The sequence below is a fragment of the Aliiroseovarius lamellibrachiae genome (assembly GCF_018599245.1).
GTDB classification, from domain to species: domain Bacteria; phylum Pseudomonadota; class Alphaproteobacteria; order Rhodobacterales; family Rhodobacteraceae; genus Aliiroseovarius; species Aliiroseovarius lamellibrachiae.
On record NZ_JAHEVJ010000005.1, the window covers coordinates 203,601 to 218,504 of the forward strand.

The window sequence follows — 14,904 nt, forward strand, 5'->3', positions numbered from 1 at the left end:
TTCACAGCGCGGGCTGATACATGATGCTTCACGGCAAACTCGGGCCGCTTTAGGTATAAATGTCTTGAGCGACCTCGACATAGACGTCAGCACTGGTTGCATCTGGGGCACCTTCCAGAACAGCAATGATCTCGCCATTCACCACAACCACACCATCAGCACCATCCTCAGAGGCCTTGACCTCCAACGTTACATCATCCGGGTCTTCATCCGGGTCCAAGGTCACCTTAAGGAAGTCTTCACCCGGAACAAAATCGGTAACATCGGCATGCCCTTCACCTGAATCATCGTCAAAATAGAGGTGGAAATTGTCCGCCCCGACACCGCCCGTTGCTGTGTCTGCGCGGTCGAAGATAATGGTGTCATCGCCTTCGCCACCATCCAGTGTGTCGGCTTCATTATCGATATGCCAGTCAAAGCTGCTGCGTTCCGCCCCGCTTTGTTCCATGGCATGTCCAAGGTGGTTCAGAACATCGTTTCCTTCATCGCCTGCAATAACATCGGCGCCATAACCGCCATTGATTTGGTCATCCCCGGCGCCACCAGACAGCGTGTCATCATCGGGGCCTTCGCCATTGTCGTCATGCTGCCCGCCAAAGATCAGGTCGATCCCTTCACCACCGCGCACGAGGTCATTTCCGATGCCCCCGTCAAGATAGCCAGAGTATTCATCACTTGCCGCTGTATAGGCCCCAATGATTTCATCATCGCCTTCACCGCCGAAAACAGCAGCGGGGGCAGCCCCAACCGTGATCTTGTCGTCGCCTTCACCACCAAACGCAAAGCTGGCATTGTCACCGGTTGTGATTGTATCGTCGCCGCCCTGACCATCAATAACGCCAACCAATCCATCTTCTTCCATTTCGACAAAGGGTGTGCCGTTGAACAGTTTTAGCGCGGCGTCTGCTTTGATGCCATCGCTGGTCCCCGTATAGCTGTCATCGCCATCACCAAGCAGCATCGGGTCTGTTTCGCCCATGACATGCTGGTAATCTGGCAAGCCGTAAATGGCATCGCAGTTTTTACCCAGAAGCCCGTCCAAAAGCGTTGCATCAGAGCCGCCCGGTGCGCCTTCGCCGGGTTGATCAATTGGGTTCAGGACATCATCGGGATCTGCGGTATCATCAGTTGAGGTATCAGGATCATCGGTTGAAGTATCTGGCGGCGACAAGAAATCGCCTGTCCCGTTGTCACCTGTCCCGTTGCCAGGGGGCAAGTCGTCAGAAGGCGAATCCTGCCCCTCATCCGGTTCCACTTCGTCCCGGCCATCCATAAAACCGTCTGCCAAAAACACAGCCGGAACCATCCCGAGAAATAACAAACCAAACAACATGTGGCACCTATTTGTTAATGGCCAACTGACATACGATACCCGAACGAGGGGTGAGTAGACTCACACAAACGCTTATGGGCATTTTACCAAGAGCTCAGAAAACTCCCAGAAGAATATACCTACAACTTTCTCTAATAGCATATAAAATCGGGGAAATGGTTAACGGAGGCCACTTTGCAAAATCTTGATTCTGACCAACTGAGCCAAGAGGTCGCGGCCCTGCGAAACGAGGTGCATCGGCTGAATTCCCACCGCTTTATCCTGTTGCATGACAGCCTGTGGAAACTGGGTTTATTTCAACTTTATCGCGGACTGGCCTTTGGGTTGGGCTCTGTTCTCGGCGCCACCATCCTCGTCGCCTTTGTGGTGCAAATGCTGTCATCGGTGAATTTCATCCCCGTGATTGGTGATTGGGCGCAACAGGTCATTGACCATCTGGACATCGCAGATCAGCCCTAGCGCGCCTTTTCCTTTGCCTTTTCGCAAGAATCCCCCTATGAGCGCGCATCGGCTTGCATTCCGCAGGCCGTCTTCTCCATGGGCCTTGCTGGACGACGTCCCGGCATGTGCCATCACTCTAACCTTGTTAAGGAGACCCCGATGTCGATTACACCTGAAGAAAAAGCTCGTCTGATCAAAGAGTTCGGCACCAAAGAAGGTGACACTGGTTCGCCCGAAGTTCAAGTTGCCATCCTCAGCTCGCGGATCGCGACTTTGACCGAGCACTTTAAAACCCACAAAAAAGACAACCACGGTCGCCGTGGCCTTTTGAAAATGGTTGCTCTGCGTCGTAAGCTTTTGGATTACGCCCGTGCGAAAGATGAGGCCCGTTACCAGGACCTGATCAAACGTCTCGGCCTGCGCCGCTAACGTATTTCCAGTTTTTGGAATTCAGAACGCCCGTCTTGCAAAAGGCGGGCGTTTTTCTACTTAAGACTGGTAGTGATCCGCCAGCGAAATCGCGCCCTCTGGCGTGAAGCAGATGAAAAAACTGTCGTAATCTAGGCCCAGTCCGCTACACGCGCCCAATGAATAAAAAACGCAGTCGCGTACATCCTTGTCACCTGTGTAACGCTCAAATTCACCTAAAAAACTTGGCGAACCAAGCAGATCCATAACAAATGTTTTATCGGCGCCTTCTTTAGACAGGTGATCATTCATAATTGAACCAACCATCGAAGCTCTGATACAATTACCCTCACTGTCAGGCCACATTACGCCAGCCATCCAGTCATCCTTCACAAAAGTCTCCTTTTGGAACGGCCATTCATGAAGCGCAAACCGTACAAACGACAACTCGCTTCGGGAAAAAGCACTGAAAAACGGTGAGACCCACCAAACGATGACCAAACACACCAAAGCATAGCTCAGCAGTGCGATAGAAACGCCTACTCTTCGACTAATCTGAAATTTGGGTTTGTTTTCCACTTTGTAATGTATCCCTCTCTCGTGAGTTCTAGTGAAGACTCACCGCCCCTGATCCACCCGCCTAATCAAATCAACCACCCGCGCGCCAATCGCCGCACTGCCTTTCGGGGATGGGTGGATCATGTCGCCACCATGAAAGCTACGATCCCCGTGGGGCACAAGGTCAGCGTTTGAGATGAAATAGACCCCCTCCAACGCATCCGCCATCGTCCCCAGCCGCGCCTCATAGGCGTCGCCATCATCTTTACAGCTTTCGATGACGGATCCCACACCGGGGCTGCGCAGATAGCCGATCATCACCACTTTGGCGCCAGAGTTGCGGATCCGTTTCACCAAACCCGGCACCATGCCTTTGCGTCCATCCGCCGAGACCATTTTCCCAATGCGCCGATCACACCGCGAACAGCCACAGCCAAACCACAGATCATTACCGCCGCCGGACAGGATCACCCAGTCCCATGCGCCGACAGGAAGCTGCCGAGGGATGCTCAGCCCAAGCGCCCCCGTGACCGGCAGGTTATAGATCATCCGCGCGCCCCCCACTGATCGGTTGCGCACCGGTTCATTCAGCGATTTGGCCACAACATCCGCAATCGAACGCCCGCGCCCTTTGTGCCAAGCCATCAAGCTGTCGCCAATCGCCAGAATGCGCGGCGAAGGCGATTTGGTTTCGGCCTGGAGCGGCGCGATAAAACACACCACCACAAGAGCAATAAGAGAGAGGAAAGATTTCATAATAAACTCGTTTTGAAAGACGGTTGGCCACAAGACAATACTGCACATGTATATCTGTCATAAACGTATATAAATACCACAGCGAAAATCCACGGCGTTTTTGCGCGACACTCGCCTGCAAAACCACACCCTCTTCCCAAACCTGCCCATTTCCTGTATGGCGCAAAGGTCTGAGAATGCGCCCCGACCCCGGCGCACAGAAATGATATGCGGGGTCGGCGGCATGGGGCCGCCATTGAAACGGGAGACCCGGAGGGCCGGGACCACTCCCAACTAGGAAAACATGATGTTTGACGTAACTAAGAAATCAATGGAGTGGGGCGAAGAAACCCTCACTCTGGAAACGGGCAAAGTTGCCCGTCAGGCTGACGGTTCGGTGATCGCCACTTTGGGCGAAACCTCTGTCATGGCCAACGTAACCTTCGCGCGCCAACAAAAGCCCGGTCAGGACTTTTTCCCGCTGACGGTTCACTACAACGAGAAATACTATGCCGCCGGTAAAATTCCGGGTGGCTTTTTCAAACGCGAAGCGCGTCCGACCGAAAAAGAGACGCTGACATCGCGTCTGATCGACCGTCCGATCCGCCCGCTGTTTGTTCCCGGCTTCAAAAACGAAGTTCTGGTGATCTGTACCGTTCTGTCACATGACTTGGTCAACGACCCTGACATGGTTGCGATGATCGCGGCCTCGGCTGCCCTGACCATCTCTGGCGCACCGTTCATGGGCCCGATTGGCGCATGCCGCGTTGGCTTTGAAGGTGGCGAATACGTTCTGAACCCAACTTGCGATGACATGCACAAGCTGCGTGACAACCCTGATCAACGCCTTGATCTGGTTGTGGCCGGCACCAAAGATGCGGTTATGATGGTTGAATCAGAAGCTTACGAGCTGACCGAAGAAGAAATGCTTGGCGCGGTAAGCTTTGCTCACGAGCAAATCCAGCCCGTTATCGACCTGATCATTGATCTGGCCGAAGACGCCGCGAAAGAGCCGTTTGACTTCCAGCCTGCTGACTACTCCGAGCTTTACGAAGCTGTGAAAGCCGCTGGCGAAGACAAAATCCGCGCAGCTTACGGCAACACCGACAAGCAAGAACGCGTTGCTGCTGTTTCGGCCGCAAAAGCTGACATCATTGCGTCCCTCACTGAAGAGCAACAAGAAGATGCGAACCTTGGTTCCGCTTTGAAAAAGCTCGAAAGCGCAGTGGTTCGTGGCGACGTTGTGAAAACCGGCAAGCGTATCGACGGTCGCGCGCTGGACACTGTTCGCGCCATCGACAGCTCGGTTGGTATCCTGCCGCGCACCCATGGTTCGGCCTTGTTCACACGCGGCGAGACCCAAGGTCTGGTTGTGACCACATTGGGCACCGGCGACGACGAGCAAATGATCGACGCACTGACCGGCACCTATAAGTCGAACTTCCTGCTGCACTATAACTTCCCTCCCTATTCGGTTGGTGAAGTGGGTCGTTTTGGCCCTCCCGGACGCCGTGAAATCGGTCACGGGAAACTGGCATGGCGTGCGCTTCAGGCTGTTTTGCCGGCACCAACTGACTTCCCTTACACCATTCGTTTGGTGTCTGAGATCACCGAATCAAACGGCTCGTCCTCAATGGCGTCTGTTTGCGGCGGCTCACTGTCGATGATGGACGCGGCTGTGCCGCTCAAGGCCCCAGTTGCGGGTGTGGCCATGGGCCTGATCCTGGAAGACGACGGGTCCTATGCGGTTCTGACCGACATCCTGGGTGACGAAGATCACTTGGGCGACATGGACTTCAAAGTGGCAGGCACCGAAGACGGTATCACCTCGTTGCAGATGGACATCAAAGTTGCCGGCATCACCACCGAAATCATGGAAAAAGCATTGGCCCAAGCGAAAGCTGGCCGCCTGCACATCCTTGAAGAGATGTCGAAAGCCTTGACCGCTGGCCGGACCGAATTCTCGGCCCACGCCCCACGCATCGAAACCATGAACATCCCAACCGACAAGATCCGTGAAGTGATCGGGTCCGGCGGTAAGGTGATCCGTGAGATCGTTGAAGTGTCGGGTGCCAAAGTGGACATCAACGACGACGGTGTGATCAAAATCGCATCCGCCAACGGTGAAGCCATTCAGAAAGCTTACGACATGATCCATTCGATCGTGGCAGAGCCAGAAGAAGGCGCAATCTACAACGGTAAAGTTGTGAAGATCGTCGATTTCGGCGCCTTCGTGAACTTCTTCGGGAAACGTGACGGCCTTGTGCACGTCTCGCAAATCGAAAACCGTCGCCTGAACCACCCGTCGGACGTGTTGAAAGAAGGCCAGGAAGTAAAAGTGAAACTTCTGGGCTTTGACGACCGCGGTAAAGTTCGCCTGTCGATGAAAATGATCGATCAGGAAACTGGCGAAGAGATCGTACCTGAGAAAAAAGACGAAGCGTAACCAACGCCTCTTTGACAAACGAAAGCCCCGGTGGAAACGCCGGGGCTTTTTTGCTTATATGACCTGATCAAAACTTGCCGTTGTCATGCGCCATCTCGTCAGGAATGGCAGAAATTGTATCCCAGTGTTCAACGATCTTTCCCCCTTCCACGCGGAAGAGATCAAAGAATGCCGTGTGCTGATCGCCTAAAGTGCCCTCTGATGCCGTGAAGACAAAATTTCCATCTGCCACCACCATATGGGTGTCGGTATAGGCCATGGCCTGTCCGGCTTCAGCCATTGCCGTCAGCGCGGTCCCAAGACCCTCCAGCCCATTTCCAACCATCGGATTATGCTGAATATAGGTCTCGGTTGAGATGTAATCCGTGATTTTTTCGGGTGCCGCACCATGCAACACATCTGCCACAAACCCCTTTACCAATGCCTTGTTCTCGGCGGTTTTTGCGTGATCCGTGATTTCGGTCACCCCATCGGTCATCGTGTTGCCCGACGCGGTCTGATCCGCTGACACCGCAACCTGTAAGTTGTCCCAATGCTCGGCGACCTTACCATCTTCAATCCGAAATACGTCAAATGCCACAAGGGTTTCGCCACCAAAGGCCTGTGCATTATGTAGCGTCGAATGGAGGACTACCAAATCCCCCTCTGCAATAACACGATGGGGCTCAGCGCTCAGGCCGCTTTCTTTAAGCGTCGGCAGAAAACCCAAGATCGGTTCAGCCCCGGTAGGCACCGCCGGATTGTGTTGGATATAATCCTCGTTCAAAAGCTTGCGCCCGGCCTCTGGATCAAAATCCACAAACAGGGCGGTGACAGCAGCAAGAACAGTTTCAGTCGGGGTCATTTCGTATCCTTTCGAATCAATTGTTATTCTGTGCTGCAGTAAGTATCATTTACGCACCTAGTATCAATTACGCACCTTAAAGGAACCAAGTATGGTAAAAGTAACCGCACTGACAAAAGAAGAGGCCGCAAACTGCCCGGTTCGGCAGGTCCTGTCGCAAGTCACAGGCAAATGGCAAATGCTAATCTTGTTCGCGCTGGATGATGGCAACCTGCGTTTCGGCGCATTAAAACGCTCGGTTGGGGATATCACGCAACGGGTGCTCACCGAAAACCTGCGTAAAATGGAACGGGACGGTTATCTCAATCGTAGCGTTGATGCAGGCCCGCCAGTCTCTGTCACCTACGCGTTGACAGAAATGGGAGAGGAGCTTTGCACGCATCTCAAGCCGCTTTTGTTCTGGGCAGCCGAGCGGCATGAAGCAGTAATCAGCTCTCGAGAAGCCTATGAGGCAAATGCGTGATACTGGTCAAAAGTGAGATAATTGGGTCTCGAGCTTGACATCCTTCCGCCCACCAGCCCGCAAGTTCCAAGCCTCGCGCCCTTCGATCACCACGACACCAATGTCTTTGCCATGCCCGGCCCCGGTGTCAATGTTCAACCGATTGCCGTAATGCGTGACCTCATCCACAGGCGTGTGCCCATGTACAATAAGCGGCCCGTGGTCGGTATTTGAGTTATGAAACTCCTGCCGGATCCAGATCAGGTCATCTTCCACTTGATCCTCAAGCGCCACACCGGGGCGGATGCCCGCGTGTACAAAACACAGATCGCCCACGCGGTGCATCACCGGCAAGCCCTCAAGAAAATCGCGGTGTGCCTTGGGAACAGCGGTTAGAGCGGCAGCATGAAGCTGATAGGTTCGGATACCTTCAGGCACCTCAACCCCGTAGCTCGCCATCGTCTCAATCCCGCCGAGGCGTGGATGGAACCAGTTGAAATCATAGAGTAACATGTGATCCACCATCGGAGTGTCGCGCAAAAACATCGCCGCCATCCGGTCATGATTGCCCTTGAGCACCACCCAGTTTTCACCACCGGCTTGCCCATCCATCAGATATTGGATCACCCCGCGACTGTCCGGCCCGCGGTCGACCAAATCGCCCACATGCACAATCGGCGCATCCATGTCACCACAGCGCGCGCGATCCTCGGCAATCAATGCATGCACCGCCTTCAGCTTGTCCAAATGCCCGTGCACATCCCCAATAGCGTAAACCCGATCCATTTCGATGCCTCATCCTGTGTGGTGCCAAGCGCGCCCAAATTCCCCGCGACCCAAAAAGGTCAGCCCGGCACAATGAGCGGTATAGAAAACGTGTAACAGGGGAAGACCTTATGAAACAAGCAATTGCCGAGTTTATTGGCACCATGACATTGGTGCTGTTTGGGTGTGGCGCGGCCGTAATTGCGGGCGGCGATATTGGGTTAACTGGGATCAGTTTCGCCTTTGGCCTTGCGCTGATTGGCATGGCCTATGGGATCGGGAGCGTTTCTGGCTGTCACATCAATCCGGCCGTCACCATTGGCGCGGTGATCGCAGGGCGGCTCGATCTGTCCAAAGCAAGCACCTATGTTTTCGCGCAAATCGCAGGGGCAGTTGTAGGCGCCGGTCTTTTGTTTGTGATCGCCAGCGGCAAAGGCGGCGGCTTTGATGTGGCAACGTCCGGCCTTGGTCAAAACGGTTGGGGCCCTGGTTATTTGCACGAATACAACATGACCTCAGCCTTTGTGTTTGAACTCGTCGCAACCTTCCTGTTTGTGGTGGTGATTTTGGGATCAACCGGGGTGGGCGCACCGGGTGCTGTCGCCGGGATCGCGATTGGTCTGACGCTGGTGGTGATCCACCTGGTCGGCATCAATGTGACAGGCGTCTCGGTGAACCCCGCACGGTCCATTGGGCCTGCGTTGTTTGTAGGCGGTCACGCGATTGGTCAGCTGTGGTTGTTTATTCTGGCCCCTGTGTTGGGGGCTGTGGCCGCTGGATTGCTGTTCAAAACCGGGCTTCTGGACGCCCAGTAAACTTTGGCCAAAACAAAGAAAGCCCCGAGAACACTCGGGGCTTTCTCAATTCCATTACAACGACTTAGACGTCAAATTGCAAAGGTGTGATCGAGTTGAACAACCCGGTGCCTTTCAGCTTTTCACGCACATCTGTCGGCACAGGCGCATCCACATACAAAAGCGCAATCGCGTCCCCGCCTGCCTCTTTCCGGCCCAAGGTAAAGTTCGCGATGTTCACCCCGTTTTCACCCATGGTTTCCCCCAAGGCGCCGATAATACCCGGCACATCGTTGTTGGTGGTGTAAAGCATGTGGCTGCCGATTTCCGCGTCAATGTTGATGCCTTTGATCTGGATAAACCGTGGTTTCCCGTCTGAAAATACCGTCCCCGCGATCGAGCGTTCGCGGTTGTCCGTGACCACAGTCACCTTGATATATCCGTCAAATGTGCCGCCCTTGGATTGGGTGGTGGTTGAGGTTTTGATGCCCCGATCCGCCGCCACAACCGGGGCCGAAACCATATTCACATCAGGGGTTTGCGGCTTCATCAGACCTGCGATCACTGCGCAATCCAGCGCCTTCAGGTTCATCTCTGACGCAACACCGTCATAAAGGATGTTCACCGCTTTGATCGGCTCGTCCGTCATCTGGCCGACAAAGGCCCCAAGGTGTTCCGCCAGTTTGATCCACGGGCCCATGACCTTGGCTTCTTCGGCTGTAACCGATGGCATGTTCAGCGCGTTTTGCACGGCGCCTGTCAAAAGGTAATCTGACATTTGCTCGGCCACTTGCAGCGCCACATTTTCCTGAGCTTCGGTTGTCGCCGCCCCAAGATGCGGGGTGCAGACAACATTTGGCAAGTTGAACAAAGCGTTTTCTTTGGCGGGTTCCTCGGCGAAAACGTCAAAGGCCGCACCAGCCACATGACCCGATTTCAACAGGTCAGCCAGCGCCTCTTCATCGACCAAGCCACCACGGGCACAGTTGATAATACGCACGCCTTTCTTAGTCTTTTCAAGGGCTTCACGCGACAGAATATTCTTTGTCGCCTCGATCATCGGCACATGCAACGTGATGAAATCCGAACGGGTCAACAGCTCGTCCAGCTCAACTTTTTCAACGCCCATTTTGTCAGCCTTCTCTTCCGGCAGGAAGGGATCATAAGCGATGACCTTCATTTTCAGCCCCAGCGCGCGGTCGCAAACGATGCCGCCAATGTTGCCCGCGCCGATCACGCCCAGCGTCTTATTGGTCAACTCAACACCCATGAATTTCGACTTCTCCCATTTGCCCGCATGGGTCGAGGCAGACGCCTCTGGGATCTGGCGGGCCACTGCAAACATCATCGCAATCGCGTGTTCCGCGGTGGTGATCATATTGCCGAAAGGTGTGTTCATAACGATCACGCCTTTCTTGGAAGCTGCTGTTTTATCAATGTTATCCGTGCCAATTCCGGCACGCGCGATCACTTTCAGATTGGTCGCGGCCTCCAGAATGGTGGGGGTCACTTTGGTCGCGGACCGAATGGCAAGACCGTCATATTCGCCGATCAGCGCGGCCAATTTTTCTTTGTCTTTTCCAAGCTCGGGCATGAAATCCACATCAATGCCACGGTCGCGGAAAATCTGTACGGCGGTTTCCGAAAGCTTGTCGGATACGAGAACTTTGGGGGCCATGTGCTGGGCTCCTATTCTTTAAAGTTTTGAAAGACCGCGGACCCAAAACTTTAAACTCTTTAAAGACCTCAAGGGGCAAAGTTTAAAGTTTTCACAGGGTCCAGCGGGGAATGTTTAAAGTTTTTGGGCGCCTTAAAGCGCTGCGATTTCCGCGTTGAACGCCCAATCAAGCCACGGCATTAACGCCGCCACATCGGACGCTTCCACCGTGCCACCGCACCAGATGCGAAGACCGGCCGGCGCGTCGCGATAGGCACCCACATCCAGGGCCACGCCTTCGGCTTCCAATCGCTTGGCAACCGCTTTGGCAAATGCCGCCCCATCGGTGATGCGCGCGTCGTTGAACTTCACGCAAACCGAGGTGTTGGACCGGGTCGCCGGATCATCGGCAAGAAAGTCGATCCAATCGGTGGCCTCGACAAATTTGGTGACCTCCGCCGTGTTGGCATCGGCCCGCGCAATCAGCCCCTGAAGCCCACCAACCGAGCGCGCCCAATCCAGCGCAAACAGGTAATCCTCAACCGCCAGCATCGACGGCGTGTTGATGGTGGCGCCGGTAAAGATCCCGTCGATCAGCTTGCCACCTTTGGTCATGCGAAAGATTTTCGGCAGGGGCCATGCAGGCACGTAAGTTTCAAGACGTTCAACCGCGCGCGGTGACAGGATAATCACCCCGTGCGCCGCTTCGCCGCCCAGCACTTTTTGCCAGCTAAAGGTGGTCACATCCAGCTTGTCCCACGGCAGATCCATCGCAAACGCGGCGGATGTCGCATCGCAAATCGCCAGACCCTCGCGGTCGGCGGGGATCCAATCACCGTTGGGCACCCGCACACCAGATGTGGTGCCGTTCCAGGTGAAAACGACATCATTGTTGAAATCAACCGAGGCCAAATCCGGAAGTTGGCCATACGCCGCCACCTTGGCCACCGCATTCAGGTTCAGCTGTTTGTTCACATCCGTGACCCAGCCGGACCCGAACGATTCCCAGGCCAGCATTTCCACACCGCGTGCGCCCAAAAGCGACCACATCGCCATTTCCATCGCGCCCGTATCAGAGGCGGGGACAATGCCGATTTTGTAATCTGCGGGAATGCCAAGCACCTCACGCGTGCCTTCGATTGCTGCCTTCAACTTGTCTTTGCCGATGGCGGCGCGGTGCGAACGGCCCAAGGCAGCGTCCGACAAAGCATCCAAAGTCCATGTGGGGGGTTTGGCACAGGGGCCAGAAGAAAAACGCGGATTTGCCGGGCGCGTGACCGGTTGCTGATTAGCCATTTCTGCTATCCTTACAGATAAATGCCCTTCGTTGGGGAAGGGTGTCCCACTGACCGAAATAAGCGGCGCGGTTGGTGCGCACAAGTGAGAAAATGTCGGATTTACCGCAAGGGACGTCGAATTTGGGCGCAAAATGACCACGATCGGAAACTTTTGTCACCAACGGGTGCAAGGGTTTTGCGGGGCAAATCCGGATTTCACCTTGCGAAGGGGTGCAAAATACCTCCTTTTGGGCGCAACACCTGCCCCTTGAGGAAAGCTGACTTATGTACACCGCCACACTTCTGACCGCCCCGACCGCTCGCAATCTGGATGCCGCTTTGGTGGACAGTCTGCGCAATGCGTGGGGGGGTGGCGATGCGATCTGGTTGTCCCCGGATGAGGCAGCAGAGTTTGCGTTGCCCAAGATGCCCGACAATCGCTGGGACGTCTGGGCGGACCTTCAGGACATGGGCGTCGACTTGGTGATCCTGCCATCTGATACGCGGCGCAAAAAGATGCTGCTGGCCGACATGGACAGCACGATGATCCAGCAAGAATGCATTGATGAACTGGCGGATGAAGCGGGCGTGGGCGCGCGTGTGAAAGACATCACCGCCCGTGCGATGAACGGCGAGCTCGACTTTGACGGGGCGCTGAAGGAACGCGTCGGCCTGTTGAAAGGCCTGCCTGAAAGCGTGATTGGCGATGTCATTGAGAAACGCATCACCTTCATGCCCGGCGGCGCGGCGCTTTTGGCGACAATGAAAGCAAACGGTGCTTATGCGGCGCTGGTGTCCGGCGGGTTCACCGCCTTCACCGGCCATGTGGCAAATGCGCTTGGCTTTGATGAAAACCGCGCCAACACATTGCACGTTGAAAACGGTCAGCTGACCGGCACCGTGGGCCTTCCCATCTTGGGGCGCGAAGCAAAGGTGCAAGCGCTAAAAGAGATCTCCAGCCGCCTTGACCTAGCCCACGCCGACGTCATGGCCGTGGGCGACGGCGCCAATGATTTGGGCATGTTGGGGCTGGCCGGCGCGGGGGTTGCGCTGCATGCCAAACCGTCTGTCGCGGCCGAATGTGACATCCGCATCAACCACGGCGACCTCACCGCGCTTTTGTATATCCAAGGCTATTCCAAAGACGAATTTGTCGATGTTTGAGGGGCTGTTTCAAGTCTCAGCCGAGCTTTTGATGCTCCTCTTGGCGGCAGGGTTTGTGGCTGGCTTTGTTGACAGTATCGCAGGCGGCGGTGGGTTGATCACCGTACCCGTTTTGCTGTTGGCAGGTGTGCCGCCGATCACAGCACTCGCCACCAATAAAATACAAGGGCTGTTTGGGGCCGGGATGGCCGCAATCACCTATGCACGCGCGGGGCATGTGAATTTACGGCGGCAAATCCGCCCGGCTATTTTGGCATTTTTCGGGGCTGTTCTGGGCGCGTTGTTGGCATCCACCCTACCGACAGATGTGATCCGCCTGGGCCTGCCCATCCTATTGATCGGCGTTGCGGTTTTCTTTGCCCTCAAACCCGGATTGGACGATGTGGACAAACAGGAACGCCTCTCACCGTTCGTCTTTTCGCTCACCTTTGTCCCGGCCATTGGCCTTTATGACGGTCTGCTTGGCCCCGGTGCGGGCGCGTTTTACATGCTTGGGTTTGTCAGCCTCGCGGGCTACGGCATCCTGCGCGCCACGGCCCACACAAAACTGTTGAACTTCGCCTCTAATGTCGGGGGTCTCGCCGGTTTCATGCTGGTCGCCTCGCCGCTTTGGGCGCTTGGCTTGGCGATGGGGGTTGCGCAGATTGCCGGGGCTTATGTGGGGTCCACCCTCGCCTCGCGGATCGGGTCAAAACTGATCAAACCGGTGCTGGTCATCGCCTCAACCGCGCTTGCGATTAAGTTGATGACCGCCTGGTTCTGACCTTTTCCTCTTTCCAAAAATATCCCCGCCGGAGGCAAGACATTCTGTGTTACGCAGACCAAAGCGCTGCTGACGGCCGAATTTCACCGGTGTCCAACCCTGCGAAATTCAGCACCCGTGGGTTCAGGCGCTTCTTGATCATCGGATCCGCGGCATCCGCCACGCCGAGCCGCGCAAGAATGGCCGCAATGGCACATTCAGATGCGCGGGTAGAGCCGTCGTTGATTTTCAGCGCCACGCCCAAACCTTGTTCGGGCAGGATTGCGATGAAAAACGCTTCGGCCCCGGTTTTTACCGCCACACGGCCCGGCAGGGCGCGCATAATCTCGGTGCAGGCGCGGCCCTCTCCAGCGACCAATTCTGGGTGCAACATCATCGCCTCGCGCAGCCGCACCATGGCGGTGTCGCGCGTCGACCGACCGGATTGCGCGCCCGCAAAGCTCGCCATCGCCCGTGCCATGCCGTGCAAGGATGTCGCGTGGTTCGGGGCCGAACAGCCGTCGATGCCGTAACCCGGACTGTCCATGCCCGTGACCTCTTCGAACGCCAGTTTCGCCGCTTGTTGCACCGCATGATCCGGGTTCACATAATCGGCCTGATCCGCGCCAAGATGCTGTGCCAAGGTCAAAAACCCTGCGTGTTTTCCAGAACAATTGTTGTGGATTTTGCAAGGGCTTTCGTCCGCACAAATCAGCGCCTTTTTCGCCGGGCGATCATCGGGCATTTGCGGACCACAGCACAGGTCATCATTGCCCAGCCCCAGATCCCCAAGCCAAGCGCGCACGCGGTCGGTGTGAATGGCGGCCCCTTGGTGGCTGGCGCAGGACAGTGCCAATTGCTCGGTGGTTAGGCCCGCCGCATCCGCGGCCCCGCTTTCCACCAAAGGCAGCGCTTGCAGCATCTTAGCCGAGGATCGTGGCAGGATCACCTCATCCGGGTTGCCCCAGCTTTCAACAATCTCACCTTGGGTATTGCACACCACGGCGTGCCCCAGATGTTGCGATTCCATGAAATCGCCACGCCATATTTCGACCAGCCGCTCCGCCGCATTCACATCTTGCACCACGATACTCTCCCTTTACTGCGACACCGCTTTGGGGTGCGCGCGATTTTCCGCCGCATAATCCAGTTCTGGGGCTTTCACAACACCCACATTTCACGTTAGACTAGGCGGCAAAGGAATAAAACGCTTCATGCGGCGCGATTTAATAAGAAGAAAACCGCTTTAGATGGTTGGGCTTCGCAGGGGCAAGAGGCAGAGACAGCTTGGAGGCTGT

The 14,904-nt window shown here is 55.6% G+C and carries 15 protein-coding genes; 7 read left to right on the forward strand and 8 right to left on the reverse strand.

Going from position 1 to position 14,904, the window contains the following annotated elements; genetic code table 11:
- Positions 1-49: 49 nt before the first annotated feature.
- Positions 50-1,333: a calcium-binding protein gene (locus tag KKW20_RS10600; RefSeq protein ID WP_214567845.1), complete on the reverse strand. Its 1,284-nt coding sequence runs from the start codon at positions 1,331-1,333 to the stop codon at positions 50-52.
- Between the two features lie 174 nt (positions 1,334-1,507).
- On the opposite strand from KKW20_RS10600, the gene KKW20_RS10605 reads away from it, so the two are divergent.
- Positions 1,508-1,792: a DUF5665 domain-containing protein gene (locus tag KKW20_RS10605; RefSeq protein WP_214567846.1), complete on the forward strand. Its 285-nt coding sequence runs from the start codon at positions 1,508-1,510 to the stop codon at positions 1,790-1,792.
- Positions 1,793-1,933: 141 nt separating this feature from the next.
- The gene (gene rpsO, locus KKW20_RS10610) at positions 1,934-2,203 is read left to right on the forward strand and encodes a 30S ribosomal protein S15 (protein WP_214567847.1); all 270 of its coding nucleotides are present in this window, start codon (positions 1,934-1,936) and stop codon (positions 2,201-2,203) included.
- Between the two features lie 60 nt (positions 2,204-2,263).
- On the opposite strand, the gene KKW20_RS10615 is transcribed toward rpsO, so the two are convergent.
- Together KKW20_RS10615 and KKW20_RS10620 are read right to left on the reverse strand one after the other, a co-directional pair.
- Complete coding sequence (locus KKW20_RS10615; protein WP_214567848.1) at positions 2,264-2,761, reverse strand: hypothetical protein; 498 nt, start codon at positions 2,759-2,761, stop codon at positions 2,264-2,266.
- Between the two features lie 39 nt (positions 2,762-2,800).
- The gene (locus KKW20_RS10620; protein WP_214567849.1) at positions 2,801-3,496 is read right to left on the reverse strand and encodes an SGNH/GDSL hydrolase family protein; all 696 of its coding nucleotides are present in this window, start codon (positions 3,494-3,496) and stop codon (positions 2,801-2,803) included.
- 286 nt (positions 3,497-3,782) lie between these two features.
- On the opposite strand from KKW20_RS10620, the gene pnp reads away from it, so the two are divergent.
- Positions 3,783-5,921, forward strand: coding sequence for a polyribonucleotide nucleotidyltransferase (gene pnp, locus KKW20_RS10625; protein ID WP_214567850.1), 2,139 nt, complete (start codon positions 3,783-3,785; stop codon positions 5,919-5,921).
- A gap of 67 nt (positions 5,922-5,988) precedes the next feature.
- On the opposite strand, the gene KKW20_RS10630 is transcribed toward pnp, so the two are convergent.
- Positions 5,989-6,765 carry a nuclear transport factor 2 family protein gene (locus KKW20_RS10630; RefSeq protein WP_214567851.1) on the reverse strand — a complete coding sequence of 259 codons (777 nt, stop codon included), beginning with the start codon at positions 6,763-6,765 and terminating at the stop codon, positions 5,989-5,991.
- Positions 6,766-6,856: 91 nt separating this feature from the next.
- On the opposite strand from KKW20_RS10630, the gene KKW20_RS10635 reads away from it, so the two are divergent.
- On the forward strand, positions 6,857-7,228 hold the full coding sequence (locus KKW20_RS10635) for a winged helix-turn-helix transcriptional regulator (RefSeq protein ID WP_214567852.1): 372 nt from the start codon (positions 6,857-6,859) through the stop codon (positions 7,226-7,228).
- 6 nt (positions 7,229-7,234) lie between these two features.
- On the opposite strand, the gene KKW20_RS10640 is transcribed toward KKW20_RS10635, so the two are convergent.
- Positions 7,235-7,993, reverse strand: coding sequence for a metallophosphoesterase (locus KKW20_RS10640; protein ID WP_214567853.1), 759 nt, complete (start codon positions 7,991-7,993; stop codon positions 7,235-7,237).
- Positions 7,994-8,103: 110 nt separating this feature from the next.
- Between KKW20_RS10640 and KKW20_RS10645 the strand changes: the two genes are divergently transcribed.
- Positions 8,104-8,787 carry an aquaporin gene (locus KKW20_RS10645; protein ID WP_214567854.1) on the forward strand — a complete coding sequence of 228 codons (684 nt, stop codon included), beginning with the start codon at positions 8,104-8,106 and terminating at the stop codon, positions 8,785-8,787.
- A gap of 64 nt (positions 8,788-8,851) precedes the next feature.
- On the opposite strand, the gene serA is transcribed toward KKW20_RS10645, so the two are convergent.
- Positions 8,852-10,444, reverse strand: a complete 1,593-nt coding sequence (gene serA / locus KKW20_RS10650) for a phosphoglycerate dehydrogenase (protein WP_214567855.1) — start codon at positions 10,442-10,444, stop codon at positions 8,852-8,854.
- Positions 10,445-10,576: 132 nt separating this feature from the next.
- On the reverse strand, positions 10,577-11,719 hold the full coding sequence (locus KKW20_RS10655; RefSeq protein WP_214567856.1) for a phosphoserine transaminase: 1,143 nt from the start codon (positions 11,717-11,719) through the stop codon (positions 10,577-10,579).
- Positions 11,720-11,985: 266 nt separating this feature from the next.
- Between KKW20_RS10655 and serB the strand changes: the two genes are divergently transcribed.
- On the forward strand, positions 11,986-12,864 hold the full coding sequence (gene serB / locus KKW20_RS10660) for a phosphoserine phosphatase SerB (RefSeq protein WP_214567857.1): 879 nt from the start codon (positions 11,986-11,988) through the stop codon (positions 12,862-12,864).
- A 4-nt stretch (positions 12,865-12,868) separates the two neighbouring features.
- Positions 12,869-13,627, forward strand: a complete 759-nt coding sequence (locus KKW20_RS10665; protein WP_214567964.1) for a TSUP family transporter — start codon at positions 12,869-12,871, stop codon at positions 13,625-13,627.
- A gap of 49 nt (positions 13,628-13,676) precedes the next feature.
- Here the strand turns inward: KKW20_RS10665 and KKW20_RS10670 are convergent, their stop codons facing one another.
- The gene (locus KKW20_RS10670) at positions 13,677-14,693 is read right to left on the reverse strand and encodes an asparaginase (protein WP_343207578.1); all 1,017 of its coding nucleotides are present in this window, start codon (positions 14,691-14,693) and stop codon (positions 13,677-13,679) included.
- Positions 14,694-14,904: the final 211 nt, after the last annotated feature.

What these genes read in the sequence shown, in the direction of transcription:
- KKW20_RS10600 (WP_214567845.1), bottom strand. Translation starts at nt 1,333, where the DNA reads ATGTTGTTTGGTTTGTTATTTCTCGGGATGGTTCCGGCTGTGTTTTTG.
- rpsO (WP_214567847.1), top strand. Translation starts at nt 1,934, where the DNA reads ATGTCGATTACACCTGAAGAAAAAGCTCGTCTGATCAAAGAGTTCGGC.
- KKW20_RS10620 (WP_214567849.1), bottom strand. Translation starts at nt 3,496, where the DNA reads ATGAAATCTTTCCTCTCTCTTATTGCTCTTGTGGTGGTGTGTTTTATC.
- pnp (WP_214567850.1), top strand. Translation starts at nt 3,783, where the DNA reads ATGTTTGACGTAACTAAGAAATCAATGGAGTGGGGCGAAGAAACCCTC.
- KKW20_RS10630 (WP_214567851.1), bottom strand. Translation starts at nt 6,765, where the DNA reads ATGACCCCGACTGAAACTGTTCTTGCTGCTGTCACCGCCCTGTTTGTG.
- KKW20_RS10635 (WP_214567852.1), top strand. Translation starts at nt 6,857, where the DNA reads ATGGTAAAAGTAACCGCACTGACAAAAGAAGAGGCCGCAAACTGCCCG.
- KKW20_RS10640 (WP_214567853.1), bottom strand. Translation starts at nt 7,993, where the DNA reads ATGGATCGGGTTTACGCTATTGGGGATGTGCACGGGCATTTGGACAAG.
- KKW20_RS10645 (WP_214567854.1), top strand. Translation starts at nt 8,104, where the DNA reads ATGAAACAAGCAATTGCCGAGTTTATTGGCACCATGACATTGGTGCTG.
- serA (WP_214567855.1), bottom strand. Translation starts at nt 10,444, where the DNA reads ATGGCCCCCAAAGTTCTCGTATCCGACAAGCTTTCGGAAACCGCCGTA.
- KKW20_RS10655 (WP_214567856.1), bottom strand. Translation starts at nt 11,719, where the DNA reads ATGGCTAATCAGCAACCGGTCACGCGCCCGGCAAATCCGCGTTTTTCT.
- serB (WP_214567857.1), top strand. Translation starts at nt 11,986, where the DNA reads ATGTACACCGCCACACTTCTGACCGCCCCGACCGCTCGCAATCTGGAT.